This window comes from Ramlibacter cellulosilyticus, from assembly GCF_014297465.1.
In the GTDB taxonomy this organism is placed as follows: Bacteria; Pseudomonadota; Gammaproteobacteria; order Burkholderiales; family Burkholderiaceae_C; genus Ramlibacter; species Ramlibacter cellulosilyticus.
Genome location: NZ_JACORT010000012.1, coordinates 156,661 through 172,216, shown reverse-complemented (window position 1 = coordinate 172,216; position 15,556 = coordinate 156,661). Strand labels below are relative to the sequence as shown.

General features: G+C 69.7%; 15 protein-coding genes. 6 read left to right on the top strand and 9 right to left on the bottom strand.

Going from position 1 to position 15,556, the window contains the following annotated elements:
• Window positions 1-12: 12 nt before the first annotated feature.
• Both H8N03_RS22975 and H8N03_RS22970 read right to left on the bottom strand, forming a co-directional pair.
• The gene (locus H8N03_RS22975) at window positions 13-996 is read right to left on the bottom strand and encodes a 2-hydroxyacid dehydrogenase (RefSeq protein ID WP_187078562.1); all 984 of its coding nucleotides are present in this window, start codon (window positions 994-996) and stop codon (window positions 13-15) included.
• A 7-nt stretch (window positions 997-1,003) separates the two neighbouring features.
• Entirely contained in the window at window positions 1,004-2,413 is a 1,410-nt protein-coding gene (locus tag H8N03_RS22970) for a sodium:proton antiporter (protein ID WP_187078561.1), read from the bottom strand.
• 180 nt (window positions 2,414-2,593) lie between these two features.
• Between H8N03_RS22970 and H8N03_RS22965 the strand changes: the two genes are divergently transcribed.
• Both H8N03_RS22965 and H8N03_RS22960 read left to right on the top strand, forming a co-directional pair.
• Window positions 2,594-2,842, top strand: a complete 249-nt coding sequence (locus H8N03_RS22965) for a CsbD family protein (protein WP_187078560.1) — start codon at window positions 2,594-2,596, stop codon at window positions 2,840-2,842.
• The gene (locus H8N03_RS22960; protein WP_187078559.1) at window positions 2,839-3,414 is read left to right on the top strand and encodes a hypothetical protein; all 576 of its coding nucleotides are present in this window, start codon (window positions 2,839-2,841) and stop codon (window positions 3,412-3,414) included. The genes H8N03_RS22965 and H8N03_RS22960 overlap by 4 nt, the downstream gene beginning before the upstream one ends.
• Before the next feature lie 13 nt (window positions 3,415-3,427).
• Here H8N03_RS22960 and H8N03_RS22955 read toward each other — a convergent pair whose 3' ends face one another.
• From H8N03_RS22955 to H8N03_RS22945, 3 genes are read right to left on the bottom strand one after another with little or no spacing between them, the layout of a single operon-like run.
• A complete protein-coding gene (locus H8N03_RS22955; RefSeq protein ID WP_187078558.1) occupies window positions 3,428-4,156 on the bottom strand; it encodes a nitroreductase in 729 nt (242 codons plus the stop codon).
• Window positions 4,153-4,593, bottom strand: coding sequence for an acyl-CoA thioesterase (locus H8N03_RS22950; protein ID WP_187078557.1), 441 nt, complete (start codon window positions 4,591-4,593; stop codon window positions 4,153-4,155). Before H8N03_RS22950 ends, H8N03_RS22955 begins: the two co-directional genes overlap by 4 nt.
• Entirely contained in the window at window positions 4,590-5,519 is a 930-nt protein-coding gene (locus H8N03_RS22945; RefSeq protein WP_187078556.1) for a histone deacetylase family protein, read from the bottom strand. The genes H8N03_RS22950 and H8N03_RS22945 overlap by 4 nt, the downstream gene beginning before the upstream one ends.
• Window positions 5,520-5,698: 179 nt before the next feature.
• Between H8N03_RS22945 and H8N03_RS22940 the strand changes: the two genes are divergently transcribed.
• Window positions 5,699-6,244 (top strand): phasin family protein, encoded by a 546-nt coding sequence (locus H8N03_RS22940; RefSeq protein ID WP_187078555.1) that lies wholly within the window; start codon window positions 5,699-5,701, stop codon window positions 6,242-6,244.
• Between the two features lie 187 nt (window positions 6,245-6,431).
• Here the strand turns inward: H8N03_RS22940 and H8N03_RS22935 are convergent, their stop codons facing one another.
• A complete protein-coding gene (locus tag H8N03_RS22935; RefSeq protein WP_435531683.1) occupies window positions 6,432-7,355 on the bottom strand; it encodes a patatin-like phospholipase family protein in 924 nt (307 codons plus the stop codon).
• 61 nt (window positions 7,356-7,416) lie between these two features.
• On the opposite strand from H8N03_RS22935, the gene H8N03_RS22930 reads away from it, so the two are divergent.
• The 3 genes from H8N03_RS22930 to ggt all read left to right on the top strand — a co-directional run bounded on the left by H8N03_RS22930 (window position 7,417) and on the right by ggt (window position 11,352).
• Entirely contained in the window at window positions 7,417-8,460 is a 1,044-nt protein-coding gene (locus tag H8N03_RS22930; protein ID WP_187078554.1) for an extracellular solute-binding protein, read from the top strand.
• 255 nt (window positions 8,461-8,715) lie between these two features.
• On the top strand, window positions 8,716-9,474 hold the full coding sequence (locus tag H8N03_RS22925) for a 3-hydroxyacyl-CoA dehydrogenase (protein WP_187078553.1): 759 nt from the start codon (window positions 8,716-8,718) through the stop codon (window positions 9,472-9,474).
• A 63-nt stretch (window positions 9,475-9,537) separates the two neighbouring features.
• Window positions 9,538-11,352: a gamma-glutamyltransferase gene (gene ggt, locus H8N03_RS22920; protein ID WP_187078552.1), complete on the top strand. Its 1,815-nt coding sequence runs from the start codon at window positions 9,538-9,540 to the stop codon at window positions 11,350-11,352.
• Here the strand turns inward: ggt and H8N03_RS22915 are convergent.
• From H8N03_RS22915 to H8N03_RS22905, 3 genes are read right to left on the bottom strand one after another with little or no spacing between them, the layout of a single operon-like run.
• Window positions 11,339-12,214 carry a YihY/virulence factor BrkB family protein gene (locus H8N03_RS22915; RefSeq protein WP_187078551.1) on the bottom strand — a complete coding sequence of 292 codons (876 nt, stop codon included), beginning with the start codon at window positions 12,212-12,214 and terminating at the stop codon, window positions 11,339-11,341. The genes ggt and H8N03_RS22915 overlap by 14 nt on opposite strands.
• A 50-nt stretch (window positions 12,215-12,264) precedes the next feature.
• Window positions 12,265-13,371 carry a formylglycine-generating enzyme family protein gene (locus tag H8N03_RS22910; RefSeq protein ID WP_187078550.1) on the bottom strand — a complete coding sequence of 369 codons (1,107 nt, stop codon included), beginning with the start codon at window positions 13,369-13,371 and terminating at the stop codon, window positions 12,265-12,267.
• On the bottom strand, window positions 13,358-15,514 hold the full coding sequence (locus tag H8N03_RS22905; RefSeq protein ID WP_187078549.1) for a sulfatase-like hydrolase/transferase: 2,157 nt from the start codon (window positions 15,512-15,514) through the stop codon (window positions 13,358-13,360). Before H8N03_RS22905 ends, H8N03_RS22910 begins: the two co-directional genes overlap by 14 nt.
• Window positions 15,515-15,556 lie beyond the last annotated feature (42 nt).

The window sequence follows — 15,556 nt, the reverse complement described above, 5'->3', positions numbered from 1 at the left end:
TCCAGATTTCCACTACTTTTTCAGGACCTCGGGGTTCAAGGGGGTGAGCGGCTTGCCGTTCACGAGGAAGCCGACGAGGTTGTCGGCGGCGAGCTGCGCCATCGCCCGGCGGGTCTGGATGGTCGCGCTCGCGATGTGCGGCGTGAGGACGACGTTGGGCACGGTGAGCAGGTCGGGGTGGACCTTCGGCTCGCCTTCGAAGACGTCGAGGCCCGCGGCAGCGATGCGATGGTCCTTCAGGGCGCGGGCGAGCGCCGCGTCGTCGACGATGCCCCCGCGCGCGATGTTGACGAGCGTGGCGGTGGGCTTCATCTGCGCGAGTTCCGCGGCGCCGATCGCGTGGTGCGACTCCGCCGAGTACGGGAGCACCAGCACGAGGTGGTCCGCCGTCTTCAGCAGTTCTTCCTTGCCCACGTAGCGGGCCTTGCACGCGGCCTCCAGCTCGGGCGACAGGCGCGAACGGTTGTGGTAGATGACGTTCATGCCGAAGCCGTGGGCGCCGCGCTTCGCGATGCCCTGGCCGATGCGTCCCATGCCCAGGATGCCCAGCGTGCTGCCGTGCACCTCGGCGCCGGCAAACATGTCGTAGCGCCACTTGGTCCACTGGCCGGCGCGCAGGTAATGCTCGCTCTCCGCCATGCGCCGCGCCGTCGCCATCAGCAGCGCGAACCCGAAGTCGGCGGTGGTCTCGGTCAGCACGTCGGGCGTATTGGTGCCCAGCACGCCGGCTTTCGTCATCGCGGCGAGATCGAAGTTGTTGAAGCCCACGGCCATGTTGGCGCAGACCTTGAGCTCCGGGCAGGCGGCGAGCACCTCGGCGTCGATGCGCTCGGTGCCCGTCGTGAAGGCGCCCACCTTGCCCTGCAGGCGACGGGTGAGTTCCTGCTTGTCCCAGGTCGCGTCGTCCTGGTTGTGTTCCACCTCGAAATGCTTTTCGAGGAAGGCAAGGGTCTCCGGGAAGATGGCGCGGGCGACGAGGATCTTGGGTTGGGTCATGGCGGTTTCAGCGGAACCAGATGAAGGTCATGACGAGGAACAGGGGGATCAGGATGCCCACCGACCAGGCCATGTAGCCGAAGAAGCTGGGCATTTTGACACCGCGCTCCTCCGCGATGGCCTTGACCATCAGGTTGGGCGCGTTGCCGATGTAGCTGTTGGCGCCCATGAACACGGAACCGGCGGAGATGGCCGCCAGCACCGGCGCGAGCTCGGTCATGAGGCGCTGCGGGTCGCCGCCCGCGGTGTTGAAGAAGACCAGGTAGGTCGGCGCGTTGTCCAGGAAGGAGCTGAGGATGCCGCTCGCCCAGAAGTACATGGCCGGGTCGGGCGTGCCGTCCGCGCGCGTGACCGCGGCGATGATGGGCGCGAAGGGACCCTCGGGGCCGGCGCGCAGCATCGCGATCACCGGCACGATCGTGACGAAGATGCCCGCGAAGAGCTTGGCCACCTCCTGGATCGGGCCCCAGGAGAACTGGTTGTCCTCGTGCACGGAAGCCGGCGTGATGCGCACGGACGCGATGGTGACCACGATGAGGCCGATGTCGCGCACCAGGCCGGGCAGGCCGACCTCGGCGCCCGCGAGGTGGAACACCACGTCCGACTTCCAGAAGCCGCTCAGGAGCACCAGCCCCACGATCGCGGCCAGCAGCCAGAAGTTGCGCGCGCCGTCGAAGCCGATGCCGCGCGTGTCCGGCGTCGGGTCGACGGGCCGGATCTCCTCGCGCTTGTGGTAGTAGAACCAGTCGAGCGCGTAGAAGAGGAGCAGCAGCGCGCCGACGAGGAACAGCGTTTCCGGGAAGATGTGGCTGATCGTCCAGAAGAAATCCACGCCCTGCAGGAAGCCGAGGAAGAGCGGCGGGTCCCCGAGCGGCGTGAGGGAGCCGCCGGCGTTGGAAACGATGAAGATGAAGAAGACGACCGTGTGCGCCCGGTGCGTGCGGTCGTCGTTGGCGCGGATCAGCGGGCGGATCAGCAGCATCGACGCGCCCGTGGTGCCCATGAAGCTCGCGAGGAAGGCGCCGATGGCGAGGATCGCCGTGTTCAGCGCGGGGCTGCCGCGCAGGTTGCCCCGGATGTAGATGCCGCCGGCCACGGTGAACAGCGCGGTGATCAGGATGACGAAGGGGATGTACTCCTCGAGCATCACGTGCACGAGCGCGCCGCCTGCGGCCTGCACCCCGAACAGCGCGGCGAACGGCAGCATGAAGGCAAGCGCCCAGGCCAGGGCCACCTTGCCGTAGTGGTGGTGCCAGAACCAGGGCGTGAGCAGCGGGCACAGCGCGATCGACAGCAGGATGCCGGCGAAGGGCACGCCCCACAGCGGCGAGAGCTGGGTCGCATCGATGGCGGCGGCGCCAGCCCAGGCGGGGCACAGCAGGAGGGAGGCCGCGAGCAGCGGCCGGAATCGGGTCATCGGGTCTCCTCGTGGGCCGGCGGACCGGCCTGCTTTTTCTTTCGGCGCCGCCGAGCATAACCAATGGCGGAGGTAGGCCGCAGCCTACCGCGCGAGCGGAGCGCTTCCTACCGGCCGAGCCACACGGCCGCGCCACCATCCCGCCGCAGGAGCCCCGCGCGGGCTACAGGGAGAAGAGCGATGAACCAGGACCGGATCCAGGGCCGCTGGCGCCAGATCAAGGGCAAGGTGAAGGAACAGTGGGGCAAGCTCACGGACGACGACCTCGACGTGATTGCCGGCCGCCGCGAGCAATTGCTCGGCCGCATCCAGCAGCGGCATGGCGTTGCGCGCGACGAAGCCGACCGGCAGGTGCGCGACTTCGAGCAGAAGCATCCCGACCACCGCCTCGAGGACGCGCACCGCGACCGCCAGGAGAACCGCACATGAAGCACCCCCTCGCCCTCCTCGCCGCCGCCCTGGCGTTCGGGGCCGCCGCCCAGACGACCGCGCCCCTGCTCTCGAAGGACGAGATGCAGGCGAACCTCGTGCGCATCGAGGAGCAGTACGACCAGTCGCAGGCGCGATGCAAGCGCGTAGAAGGCCATTCCCGCGAGCTGTGCAACGAGCGAGCGCGCGGCGAGCGCGACGTGCAGGTTGCGGAACTGCAGTTCCGCTCCGAACCGACGCCGGACAACGACGAGAAGCTGCGCCTCGCCAGGGCGGAGGCGCGCTACTCGCTCGCGCTGATCGGCTGCAAGGACTTCGACGGCCAGTCGCGCGTGGTGTGCCGCAATGACGCGCGCCGCGCCAGGACCGATGCGAAGTCCGAGGCGAAGCTGCAGCGGCAGGTGGCGGAGGTCACGCTGCGCTCGGAAGGCGCCGTGCGGGCGCGCACGGCGGAAGCGGAGCGCGTGACGCAGCAGCAGCTCGCCGCCGCGCGCCAGCGCTGCGAGGCGCTGCCGCCGGAAGGCCGGCTGAATTGCATGGAAGACGTGCGGGCGCGGTTCGCGTTGCCGTGAACCCCGCCCGGGTTCACTCCAGCCAGTGCGTGAAGTTCGCCGCGGGTTCGCGCGGCGTGTGGAACCCGTTCACCTTCGCGTCCACGTCGGCGTAGCCGAGCGACATCCCGCAGACCAGCATCTCGCCTTCAGTCGCACCGATGTGCGGCAGGATGATCTTCGCGAAGCCGTTCCATGCCGCCTGCGGGCAGGTGTGGAGGCCCCGGGCGCGCGCGGCCACCATCACGTTCTGCAGGAACATGCCGTAGTCCATGAGCGAGCCGCGGCCGAGGATGCGGTCCATGGTGAACATGAGCCCGACCGGCGCATCGAAGAAGCGGAAGTTGCGCTGGTGCTGCGCATGCATCCTGTCCTTCTCGCCCTTGGCGATGCCGAGCAGGCCGTACAGCCCCCAGCCGTTCTCGCGGCGGCGGTCGATGTACGGCGACACCCACTTCGTCGGGTAGTAGTCGTATTCCTCGCGGTACTGCTCCGCGAGCGAAGGGTCCGCGTAGAGCGCGTCGTGCGCGGCGCACACCTTGTCCGCCAGGCTGTCGCGGCTCGCGCCCTGGAGGACGTAGGCCTTCCAGGGCTGCGTGTTGGTCCCGGAGGGCGCGCGGCTCGCGACGTCCAGGATCTGCGCGATCGTCTCGCGCGCCACCGGCTTGTCGCGCAGGAACGCGCGGCAGGAGAAGCGGCTGGCGATCGCGTCGTCCACGCTGGCGGCATCGGCCACCACGGTGGCCACCTGGCTCGTGTTCACTGCAAGTCCTCCAGGACGCGCCGCAGGCGCTCGGGCAAGGCCGTCGGGCGGCGCGTGGCACGGTCCACGTAGACGTGCACGAAGTGGCCCTTGGCCACGGTGAGGGGCTCGTCCTGCAGGAAGAGCCCCACCTCGTAGCGCACGCTGGACGTGCCGATCTTCGCGACCCGCAGGCCGGCTTCCACCCCCTGCGGGAACGCCACCGGCGCGAAATAGTTGCACTGCGTCTCGATCACGAGGCCGATCGTGTCGCCGCGGTGGATGTCCAGCACGCCCTGCTCGATCAGGTGCGCGTTCACGGCGGTGTCGAACCAGCTGTAGTAGACGACGTTGTTCACGTGCCCGTAGGCATCGTTGTCCATCCAGCGGGTGCTGATCGTGCGGAAGGCCCGGTAGCCCTCGCGCCCCTCGGGCTGCGGCTTGTTGGCGTCGCTCATCGCGGGCGATTGTGCCAGCGGCGCGCATACGCCGCCGCGACCGCGAAGGTGTTGACCTGCACCTGCACCGTGTCCTCCATGCGGTGGCCGTAGCCGCCGGCCATCGCGAACGCGAGCGGCAGCCCGCGCTGCCACGCCCAGTCGAAGACGCGCCGGTCGCGCGCTTCCAGGCCGTCCCACGTGAGCTTGAGCCGCCCGAGGCGGTCGCCTTCGTGCGGGTCGGCGCCGGCGAGGTAGATCACCAGGCCGGGGTCGAAGCGGTGCGCCAGTTCGTCGAGGGCGCGCTCCAGCGCCTGCAGGTACGCGTCGTCGCCCGTGCCATCGGGCAGGTCCACGTCGAGGTCGCTCGCTTCCTTGCGGAAAGGGAAGTTCTTCTGCCCGTGCAGCGAGAGCGTGAACACCGTGGGGTCGTCGCGGAAGATGCGCGCGGTGCCGTTTCCCTGGTGCACGTCCAGGTCGACGATCGCGACCCGAAGGGGCCGGCGCTGGTGGCGGGCGTGTTCCGCCTGCAGCAGGCGCGAGGCGACGGCGGCATCGTTGAACACGCAGAAGCCGCCGCCCTTGTCGGGGTAGGCATGGTGGGTGCCGCCTGCGATGTTGGCCGCCACGCCATCGCGGAAGGCCGCCCGGCAGGCGGCGATGGTCGCGCCCACGGAGCGGCGGGCGCGGTCCGCCATGGCAGGGCTCCAGGGGAAGCCGATCTCCCGCAGGATCCGGGGGTCCACGGAGCCGTCGCTGATCGCCTGGATGTAGCCCGGCGTATGGACCAGGGCGAGTTCGCCGTCCGTGGCCGGCTCGGCCTGCATGAGCTGCACGTCGTGGACCTCCGCGGCGAGGCGGTCCCGCAGCAACCGGTATTTCTCCATCGGGAAGCGGTGGCCGGGCGGCAGGGGCAGGACGAACTGCGTCGCATAAAAGACCTGCATCGGCCGCATTGTCCCGGCCCGGCGGACATTAGGTAGGAACGCCTACTTTGCTGCAACGCAACAAAAAGGGCTTGCAATGACCGGCGCCGGCCCTATACTTCTTTCCATGCTGCACTGCAACATGCGACAGGGCAGATGAAGAAGTTCCCGCAACCCCTTTCACCTACCGGAGAAATCCCATGCTGACCGCTGAGCAACTGCTGGCCGCCCAGAAGGCCAATGTCGAAACCCTGTTCGGCCTGACCTCGAAGGCCTTCGAAGGCGTCGAGAAGCTCGTCGAGCTGAACGTCACCGCCACCAAGGCCGCCCTGGCCGAAGCCGCCGAGACCACCCAGTCCATGCTGTCCGTCAAGGATGCGCAGGAACTGCTGGCCCTGCAGGCCTCCCTCTTCCAGCCCCTGGCCGAGAAGACCGCCGCCTACAGCCGCCACCTGTACGACATCAGCTCCACCGCCGGCGCCGAGTTCGGCCGCACGTTCGAAGGCCAGTTCGCCGACGCCCAGAAGAAGTTCCTGGCCGTCGTGGACAACGCCGCCAAGAACGCGCCCGCCGGTTCCGAGACCGCCGTCGCCGTCTTCAAGAGCGCCGTTGCCGCCGGCAACAACGCCCTGGAATCCGTGCAGAAGGCCGTGAAGCAGGCGACCGACGTCGCCGAAGCCAACTTCAACGCCGTGGCCGCGACCGCGGTCAACGCCGCCAAGGCCCCCAAGGCCAAGCGCGCCTGAGTCTTGCATTGACGGTTCCTGACTCCATTTCGGTGGAGCGGGAACTCCGGTCCTAGACTCCCACTCATTCGGTATTCGCGCGACCCGGTCGCGAGAGTATCTTCAGGTTGTCTCCTCGGGTCCTTTCGACACCTTCCAAGGTTCAGGGATCCCTTCAGGCTCCCGGTGGCAACACCGGGAGCTTTTTTCATGGGGCGTGCGCCTTCGCTTCCAGCGCTGCGCGCAGTTGCGGCAACAACGCCTGCATGGCCGCGCGGCCCGCGTTGATCGCGCGCTGCTTGCCGGCGAAGTCGCCGCTGCCCATGCCCGTCAATGCGGGGCGGACGACGAGGTCCGCGTCCTTCAGTTCCCAGCTGTTGATGCTCTTGCCCATGATGGCGAACGTCTGCAGCAGCACCTGCAGCGTGTCGCCCGACGGATTGCCTTCGGGGGCGCTGGAGATGTCGACCGCGATCACCACCTCGGCGCCCATCTGCCGCGCGTAGCGCACCGGCACCGGCGAGACCAGGCCGCCATCGACGAACTCCTGGCCGCCGATGCGCACGGGCAGGAACACCGCCGGCACCGCGCTCGACGCGCGCACGGCCGTGCCCGTGTCGCCGCGCTGGAAGAGGACGCCCTGCCCCGTGCGCAGGTCCGTGGCGACGATCCCCAGCGGCAGCGCCATGTTCTCGATCAGCCGGTGGTTCACCTGCGTGTTGACGTAGCGCGCCAGCGCCTCGCCGCGCAGCACGCCGCGGTTGAAGAGAGGCAGGGTCCAGTCGGCGAAGGCCGCTTCGTCCATGGCCATCGCCACCTGCTGCAACTGCTGGGCGTTGCGCCCGCTCGCGTAGAGCGCGGCCACCAGGCTGCCGGCCGAGGTGCCCACCACGAGGCCGGGCTTGATGCCCGCTTCCTCCAGCACCTGGATCACGCCGACGTGGGCGAACCCCCGGGCCGCGCCGCCGCCGAGCGCCAGGCCCACGCGCGGCGGCACCTTGGCGACGGCAGGCGTGGGCGGTGCCGTCGTTTCGGGCGGCTTGGCCGGCGGGGTGCCGGCGCATCCGCCCAGCGCGAGGACACAAGCCGTCAGGACACCGCCAGCCAGCCGGCGCCAAAAGTTACTGAGAATGATTCGCGTTTGTTTTATGATCGTCCGCTCCCAACAGAGCGCTCACCAAAGGACTGAACCGATGATCTCCAAGGTCGCCGCCGTCGCGACACTGCTCGCCGCCGCCCTCGGCAATGCCGCCGCGCAGGAGCAGGTGCTCAACCTCTATTCCGCCCGCCACTACTCGACGGACGAGGCCCTGTACAGCAACTTCACCAAGGCCACCGGCATCCGCATCAACCGCGTGGACGCCGACGACGCCGGTATTCTGGCGCGCCTGAAGGCCGAAGGTGCCGCTTCGCCCGCCGACGTGGTCCTGCTGGTGGACGCCGCCCGCCTCTACCGCGCGGACGTCGACGGCCTGTTCAAGCCGGTGAAGTCCAAGGTGCTGGAAGACGCGATCCCGGTCCAGCTGCGCGCCCCGGCCACCGCCGACGGCACGACCTGGTTCGGCTTCTCCACGCGCGCCCGCGTGGTCGTGTACGACAAGATCAAGGTCAAGCGCGAGGACGTGGACACCTACGAGGAACTCGCCGATCCCAAGAACAAGGGCAAGGTGTGCCTGCGTTCCGGCTCGCACCCGTACAACCTGTCGCTGTTCGGCGCCGTGACGGAGCACCTGGGCGAGCAGAAGGCGGAAGCCTGGCTGAAGGGCCTCGTCGCCAACATGGCGCGCGATCCCGTCGGCGGCGACACCGACCAGATCAAGGCCGTCGGCTCGGGCGAATGCCAGGTCGCGGTGAGCAACAGCTACTACATCGCGCGCCTGATGCGCTCCACCAACCCGGAAGACCGCAAGCTGATGGAACGCGTCGGCATCGTGTTCCCCAACCAGCAGTCCTGGGGCACGCACGTCAACATCGCCGGCGGTGCGGTGGCGAAGAACAGCAGGAACACCGCGGCCGCGGTCAAGTTCCTGGAATACCTGGCGAGCCCCGAGGCGCAGAACTACTTCGCCAACGGCAACAACGAGTGGCCGACCGCGAAGGGCGTGAAAGTGAGCAACCCGGCCCTGACCGCGATGAGCGGCGGCGGCGAGTTCAAGGCGGAGACGATCCCGATCGCCACCGTCGGTGCGAACACGGTGAAGGTGCAGCAGATGCTGGACCGCGTCGGTTTCAAGTAACCAGGCTCCGCGAGGACCCACGGAAGCCCGCTTCGGCGGGCATTTTTTTTGGTGCTCCGGGGACACCAAGCAATCCAGAACGCAGAGGTCGCAGAGATACGCAGAGGTCGCAGAGAAAACCCTCCGGCCCGGCTGTTCTCTGCGACCTCTGCGTGACCCCTGCGACCTCTGCGTTCTTCTGCTCGCGCCCCCGGAATCGGTGAAGAGCCATTCTTTCGTCGCCATAATCCACGCGAACATCCAAGGAGCACAACGATGGACATTCAGGGCAAGGTCTTCCTCGTCACCGGCGCGGCCTCCGGCCTCGGCGAAGGCACCGCGCGCATGCTGGCGGCGGCCGGCGGCAAGGTCGTCGTCGCCGACATGCAGGTGGAAAAAGGCGAGCAGGTCGCGAAGGAGATCGGCGGCGTCTTCGTCAGGTGCGACGTGAGCCAGGAAGCCGATGCGCAGGCCGCCGTCGCCAGGGCGGTGTCCCTCGGCAAGCTGATGGGCCTCGTCAACTGCGCCGGCATCGCCCCCGCGGAGAAGACCGTCGGCAAGAACGGCGCCCACAACCTCGGCGTGTTCAGCAAGACCATCATGGTCAACCTGGTGGGCAGCTTCAACATGATCCGCCTCGCCGCCGAAGCGATGGCGAAGAACGAGCCCGAGCCCACCGGCGAGCGCGGCTGCATGATCTCCACCGCCTCCGTCGCCGCGTACGACGGCCAGATCGGCCAGGCCGCGTACAGCGCCTCCAAGGGCGGCGTGGTCGGCATGACGCTGCCCATCGCGCGCGACCTCGCGCGCAACGGCATCCGCAACATGACCATCGCCCCCGGCATCTTCGGCACGCCCATGTTGTTCGGCATGCCCAAGGAGGTGCAGGACGCGCTGGCCGCGAGCGTCCCCTTCCCCTCGCGCCTCGGCACGCCGGACGACTACGCGAAGCTCGCGAAGCACATCTTCGAGAACGACATGCTCAATGGCGAGGTGATCCGCCTCGATGGCGCGATCCGCCTGGCGCCGAAGTAACCCCGCGGGGACGGCGCGCGTCCTATAGTGCCGGGTCGGAACCACCGGACCTGGAGAACAACGATGCGCCGTCCCGTCCTCACCTGGCTCGCCGCCGCGAGCCTGCTGGCTGCCTGCGCCAGTCCCCCGAGCGCCCCCACCGCTTCCTCCGGCTTCACCTACACGGTGCCGCAGCAGCCGGAGGCCGCCTCCGGCCTCACGGCGAAGCCCGGGTGGGCCACCACCAAGTTCGCCGTCGCCGCGGCGAACCCGCTCGCGACCGATGCGGGCTACCAGGTGCTGAAGGCCGGCGGTTCGGCGGTGGACGCGGCGATCGCCGTGCAGATGGTGCTCTCGCTCGTCGAGCCGCAGTCCAGTGGCATCGGTGGCGGCACCTTCCTCCTGCACTTCAACGGCCGCGAAGTCGAAGCCTTCGACGGCCGCGAGACCGCGCCGAACACCGCCGACGAACGCCTCTTCCTCGGCGCCGACGGCAAGCCCCTGCCCTTCTACGAAGCCGTGGTCGGCGGCCGCTCGGTGGGGGTGCCGGGCACGGTGAAGGTGCTCGAGATGGCGCACCGGCAATACGGCAGGCTGCCCTGGGCCGCGCTGTTCCAGCCCGCCATCAAGCTCGCGGAGGACGGCTTCCGCGTCAGCCCGCGCCTGAACACCTTGATCAAGGCCGACGCCCACCTCCAGAAGGACCCCGTCGCGCGCGCGTACTTCTACCAGCCGAACGGCGAGCCCGTCGCCGTCGGCAGCACGCTGCGCAACCCGCAGCTCGCCGCGGTGCTGCGCCGCATCGCCAGCGAAGGCTCGCGCGCCTTCTACGACGGCGAGATCGCGCAGGCCATCGTCGACAAGGTGCAGCGCCATCCCACCAATCCCGGCAAGCTGACGATGGCAGACCTCGCGGCCTACCAGGCGAAGAAGCGCGCGCCGCTCTGCACGGACTACCGCACGCCGCCGCGCGAATACCGCATCTGCGGCTTCCCGCCTCCCAGTTCGGGAGCGATCGCGATCGGGCAGATCCTCGGCATCCTCGCCAACACGACGGCCGACACGCTGCCGCCGGAGAACGGCCTGCCTTCGCCGGACTGGCTGCACCTGTACACCGAGGCGGCCCGGCTCGCCTTCGCCGACCGCGGCCAGTACGTCGGCGACCCCGACTACGTGCAGCCGCCGGCGGGCAACTGGATGAGCCTGCTGGACCCCGCGTACCTGCAGGCGCGCGCCGGCCTGATCCGTCCGCAGAGCATGAAGACGGCGCAGCCCGGCAACCCGGGGCAGCGCACGAGCCGGTACGCGCCGGGTGCGGACCAGGTGGAGTACGGCACTTCGCACATCAGCATCGTCGATCCGTTCGGCAACGCGATCGCGATGACCACCACCATCGAGGACCAGTTCGGCGCCCGCCAGATGGTGCGCGGCTTCCTCCTGAACAACGAGCTCACCGACTTCAGCTTCGCGCCGGCCGACGCGCAGGGCCGGCCCATCGCCAACCGCGTGCAGCCCGGCAAGCGCCCGCGCTCCTCGATGGCGCCCACGCTGGTGTTCGACAAGGCCACGGGCCAGCTCGCCATGAGCGGCGGCAGCCCCGGGGGCGCGCTCATCATCCACTACACGGCGAAGACGCTCTATGGCGTGCTGCACTGGGGGCTGACGCCGCAGCAGGCCGTGGACCTGCCCAACTTCGGCTCCAACAACGGGCCGACGCTGCTGGAACAAGGCCGCTTCCCGCCCTCCACCGTGCAGGCGCTGCAGGCCCGCGGCCACGAGGTGCGCGAGATGGACATGACCAGCGGCCTGCAGGCGATCACGGTCGGCAACGTGCACGGCACGCAGATGCTCCTCGGCGGCGCGGACCCGCGCCGCGAAGGCATCGTCATGGGAGATTAGGCTTGCGGTCGATGCGCTCGTACTCGCTGATCACCTGTGCGCCCAGGAGCAGCAGGGTCGCCGCGATCTCCAGGCTGAACAGCACGACGATCGCGGTGGTGAGCGAGCCGTACACCACGCTCACCTGCGACAGCGTGGTGAAGTACCAGACCAGCACGCGGCGCGTCACTTCCCACAGCAGCGTGGCGGTGACGCCGCCCACGAGCGCGTGGCGCCACCAGAGCCGCCCCACCGGCATCACCATGTAGATGGAGGTCAGCAGCAGGACTTCGCCCGCCAGGCCCAGCAGGTACAGCAGCACGCCCGACATGCCGTGCAGGGACCACACCAGCCCGAGGAAGAAGACGCTGTTCTCCCCCATGGCCTGGATGCTCGCCGCCACCATCGTCATCACCAGCAAGCCGAAGCCGAGGCACAGGATGTAGACGTAGGGCAGCAGCGCGGAGACGAGGAAGTGCCGCCGCTTCACGGTGAAGCGGTGCAGGAAGATGACGGCCATCGCCTTCTCCAGCACCGTGAACGCCAGCGAGCTGAAGAACAGCATGGTCCCGAACAGCACCCAGCCGATCACGTCGCGGTGCTGCACGAAATTGGCGAGCTCCGCGATGATCGCGCGCGACTGGCCGGGGAACAGCCACTCGAGGTAGCGCCCGAGGGTCGTCATCAGCTCCGCCTGGTCCACCACGTGCGACAGCGCGATGACCGTCAGGATCAGCAGCGGCACCACCGACAGCAGCGCGTAGTACGCCACCGCGCCGGCGAGCAGCAGCCCCTGGTTGGACTTGAACCCCTTGAGCACCTTGCGTGCGAAGGTGCCGGGATTGGCGAGCACGTAGGCGCCGGCGGGGCTCAGGACGGGCATGCGGCCGAGTATGCCGCCGGCGCGCGGATTCGGGGCGGCCCCGGGCGACCTCAGGCGTCGCGCACCAGCCGGAAGCCGAGGTGCGACATCGGGCTGTACGGGTCGCAGCCGCGGCGCGCGCTCGGCCGGTACGACAGGCAGTAGTCCACGTTGCAGAGGAAGGACCCGCCGCGGATCACCTTCTTCGGCGCATTGGCGGGCACGCCGCGGTCCGCCGGGTCGAAAGAGTCCCGCGGGCCGCGCGGATCCTCGATCGGCCCGCCGCCGCGCCGCGCCTGGGCCGCGAACCAGTCGGCCCGGTACCAGTCCGCCACCCATTGCCACGCGTTGCCCGTCATGTCGTGCAGGCCGTAGCCATTGGGCGGGAAGCTCTGCACCGGCGTCGTGCCCGCCGCGCCGCCCGCCTCCGGCCGCACGACGGGAAAGCGGCCCTTGCCCGCGTCCCAGTAGTTGGCCGCCGGCGCGCCATCGGGAGCGGGGTCGTCGCCCCACGCGTAGGTCGCCTGCTCCAGGCCGCCGCGCGCCGCGAACTCCCATTCCGCTTCGGTCGGCAGCCGCTTGCCGGCCCAGCGGGCATACGCGAGCGCATCGTCGTGGCTCACCTGCACGACGGGATGGTCGCCCTTGCCCGCGATGGAACTGCGCGGCCCCTGCGGATGCCGCCAGTCCGCGCCCGGCACGTAGCGCCACCACTGCGAATAGTCGTCCAGGCGCACGGGCGCGCGGGTGCCGACGAACACCATCGCGCCGGGGACCAGCGCCGCATCGGGCGGACGCGGCGTGCCCGGCGGCAGCTGCACGCGCACCGTGTCCCAGTCGGGCGTGCGCTCCGCCGTCGTGACGTAGCCGGTCTCGCGCACGAAGGCGGCGAACTGCCCGTTGGTGACGTGCGTGCGGTCCATCCAGAAGCCGCGCACCCGCACCGCGTGTGCCGGCCGCTCGTCGAAGCGCGCCAGCGCGTGGTCGCTGCCCATGAGGAACACGCCGCCCGGGACCCACGCCATGTCCTTCGGGCCGGAGACGCCGTCGCCGATGCGCACGACAGGGCGGACGGGCGAGCGCCGGCGGTCCCACGCACGCCAGCCGAGGAAGCCGGCGCCCGCGGCCACGACGCCTGCGCCACCGAGCACCAGTGCGCGCCGCCTAGTAGACGCCATGGCTCTTCGCGCAGCCGCGCCCCAGGTTCTGCCGGACCAGGTCGACGTCCGCCGCGGCCGTGACGCCGTCGGTGCCCGCGAAGTCGTACACGCTGGAGAAGCCCCAGCCGGTCGCGAGCGCCTGCACGTTGGCGAGGTCCTGCGCGTCGACGACGCCGTCCTTGTTGCCGTCGCCGGGGCACGCGGGTTCGGACGCCAGCACCTCGTCGAGGCGGGCCGTCAGCTCGCCGTACACGCGCTGCAGTTCCGGCGTGAGCGGGGCCAGCAGCAGGTTGCGGTCGGGGTCGTCGAGCAGCGGCGTGGGGCTGGCCTGGTCGATCGCGTAGAACTCGTTCGTGGTGACCGGGTTGCAGCTGTCGGCGGCGGGGTCGTAGGTCTGCGTGGTGTTGCGGATCACCTTGTAGCGTTCGTTGCGCAGCGCGCTCGAGAACTCGGGCAGCACCGAGACGGTCGTCCGGCCGGCGCGGGACAGTGCCTGGTTCACCTGGCAGCAGCCCGGGTAGCCGGCCCCGCCGTTCGGCACCACCGACGGGTCGGTGTAGCCGCTGCCCCACCAGACACCGGCGTTGTCCTCGCAGACGCTCTTGGTCATGGGGATTTGCGTGCAGCTCGTCTGGATCACGCAGGGCCCGTTGCGCCCGCCGTTGGCCTGGAGGTTGAAACCCGTCATGGCGAAGTTCATCGTGCGCAGGCTGCCCTGCCCCGCGTTCGTGAGGTAAGGCAGCAGCGCCACGGAGTCCACCGTGCGCGGCACGGCCTTGTGCACGTCGATGCCGGCCAGCTCGCCGAACAGCTGGAACACGTCCACCATGTTGACCATGTGCTCCACGGCGCGGCCCGGCTGCGCGACGGGCGGGCCCGCCACGATCAGCGGATCCCAGATGCCCGTCTGGTACGTGGTGCCCTTGGCGAGCTGCGAATTGAACGGCGGCTTGACGGAGAAGCCGAGCGAGCCGTTGTCGCCCACGATCACGATGACGGTGTTGCTGGCCTTGGGGTCGTACTGCAGGCTGCCGTCGCCCGCGCGCTTCGCGATGCCCGTCTCCACGAGGATGCGGCCGAACTCGGTGTCCAGGGCTTCCGTCATCTGGTTCTGCAGCACCCGGCCGGCGAGCACGCCGTCGCAATCGAGCGCGTCCTTGTCCGCGTGGCCGCTGTGCGGCACCAGGGCCATGGGCGGCTGCTGCAGGGGCGTGTGCGCCGCGCTGAAGCTCACCGTCGCCATCCACGGCTTGCCGGAGGCGCGCGACTTGATCCAGGCAATCGCCGCGTCGGCCTCGATGCGGGTCCGGTAGCCGCGGCCGCGGGAGTCGTCGAGAGGCACCTGCTCCACCCTGCCGCCATCCACGACCACGAGCGGCGAGACGTAGTAGGCGTTCTCGCGCCGGAAGTCGAGGCTGGCCGGCCGCGTGCCGCAGGCCTGGTCCGGCACGAACAGGCCGCCCGCGTTCACGCACTGCAGCCCCGCCGCGTCCTGCGAGGGCGCAGCGCGAGTCTTCACGCTGCAGCTGCCGTCCGGCCGGTAGCAGGCCCCGGTGTCGGCGCCGCCGCGCTGGCCGGCCGGGGGAACGAAGCCGCACGTGTACGTCTTCGCGGGCGCGAGGCCGCCGCCCGTGGTATCGATCGACGCGGGCACGCCGCCGATCCAGCCGGTGAAATGGTCCCAGCCGAGCACCGCGGGCGTTCCGTTGCCGGCGGGGTTGTTCTCCGGGCCGGCCAGGTGGAACTTGCCGAACATGCCGTTCTCGTAGCCGGCCTGCTTCAGCAGCTTGGGCACGGTCATGTCGTAGGGCGAGACCTGCGACTGCGCCAGGTCGTTGGGGCCGATCGCGGCGTAGACGTTGGTGCGGTGCGGGAAGCGCCCGACGAAGAAGGCCGCGCGCCCGGGCGAGCACTCCGGCATGGACCAGGCATTGCGGAAGCGCACGCCGGCCGCGGCGACCGCATCCATGTTGGGGACGTGCGGCGGCACCGGCCCGCCGTAGCCGAAGGACGCCATCTGGTCGACGCCGACGTCGTCCAGGATGACGAAGAGGATGTTCGGCCGGGGCGGCGCGCCCGGCAGCTGGATGCCGCCGCCACCACCCCCGCACGATGCCAGCGCCAGCGCGCCCGCCGCCAGCAGCCACCGCCACGACTTCATCGCCCGCCCTCCCCGGTCTGGATGAAGTGCGGAATGTACGAC

Bases quoted from the DNA above. Each gene is read 5' to 3' on its own strand.
- ggt (WP_187078552.1), top strand. From the start codon at position 9,538: ATGCGCCGTCCCGTCCTCACCTGGCTCGCCGCCGCGAGCCTGCTGGCT.
- H8N03_RS22975 (WP_187078562.1), bottom strand. From the start codon at position 996: ATGACCCAACCCAAGATCCTCGTCGCCCGCGCCATCTTCCCGGAGACC.
- H8N03_RS22960 (WP_187078559.1), top strand. From the start codon at position 2,839: ATGAAGCACCCCCTCGCCCTCCTCGCCGCCGCCCTGGCGTTCGGGGCC.
- H8N03_RS22925 (WP_187078553.1), top strand. From the start codon at position 8,716: ATGGACATTCAGGGCAAGGTCTTCCTCGTCACCGGCGCGGCCTCCGGC.
- H8N03_RS22940 (WP_187078555.1), top strand. From the start codon at position 5,699: ATGCTGACCGCTGAGCAACTGCTGGCCGCCCAGAAGGCCAATGTCGAA.
- H8N03_RS22930 (WP_187078554.1), top strand. From the start codon at position 7,417: ATGATCTCCAAGGTCGCCGCCGTCGCGACACTGCTCGCCGCCGCCCTC.
- H8N03_RS22910 (WP_187078550.1), bottom strand. From the start codon at position 13,371: ATGGCGTCTACTAGGCGGCGCGCACTGGTGCTCGGTGGCGCAGGCGTC.
- H8N03_RS22905 (WP_187078549.1), bottom strand. From the start codon at position 15,514: ATGAAGTCGTGGCGGTGGCTGCTGGCGGCGGGCGCGCTGGCGCTGGCA.
- H8N03_RS22965 (WP_187078560.1), top strand. From the start codon at position 2,594: ATGAACCAGGACCGGATCCAGGGCCGCTGGCGCCAGATCAAGGGCAAG.
- H8N03_RS22950 (WP_187078557.1), bottom strand. From the start codon at position 4,593: ATGAGCGACGCCAACAAGCCGCAGCCCGAGGGGCGCGAGGGCTACCGG.
- H8N03_RS22945 (WP_187078556.1), bottom strand. From the start codon at position 5,519: ATGCAGGTCTTTTATGCGACGCAGTTCGTCCTGCCCCTGCCGCCCGGC.
- H8N03_RS22915 (WP_187078551.1), bottom strand. From the start codon at position 12,214: ATGCCCGTCCTGAGCCCCGCCGGCGCCTACGTGCTCGCCAATCCCGGC.
- H8N03_RS22970 (WP_187078561.1), bottom strand. From the start codon at position 2,413: ATGACCCGATTCCGGCCGCTGCTCGCGGCCTCCCTCCTGCTGTGCCCC.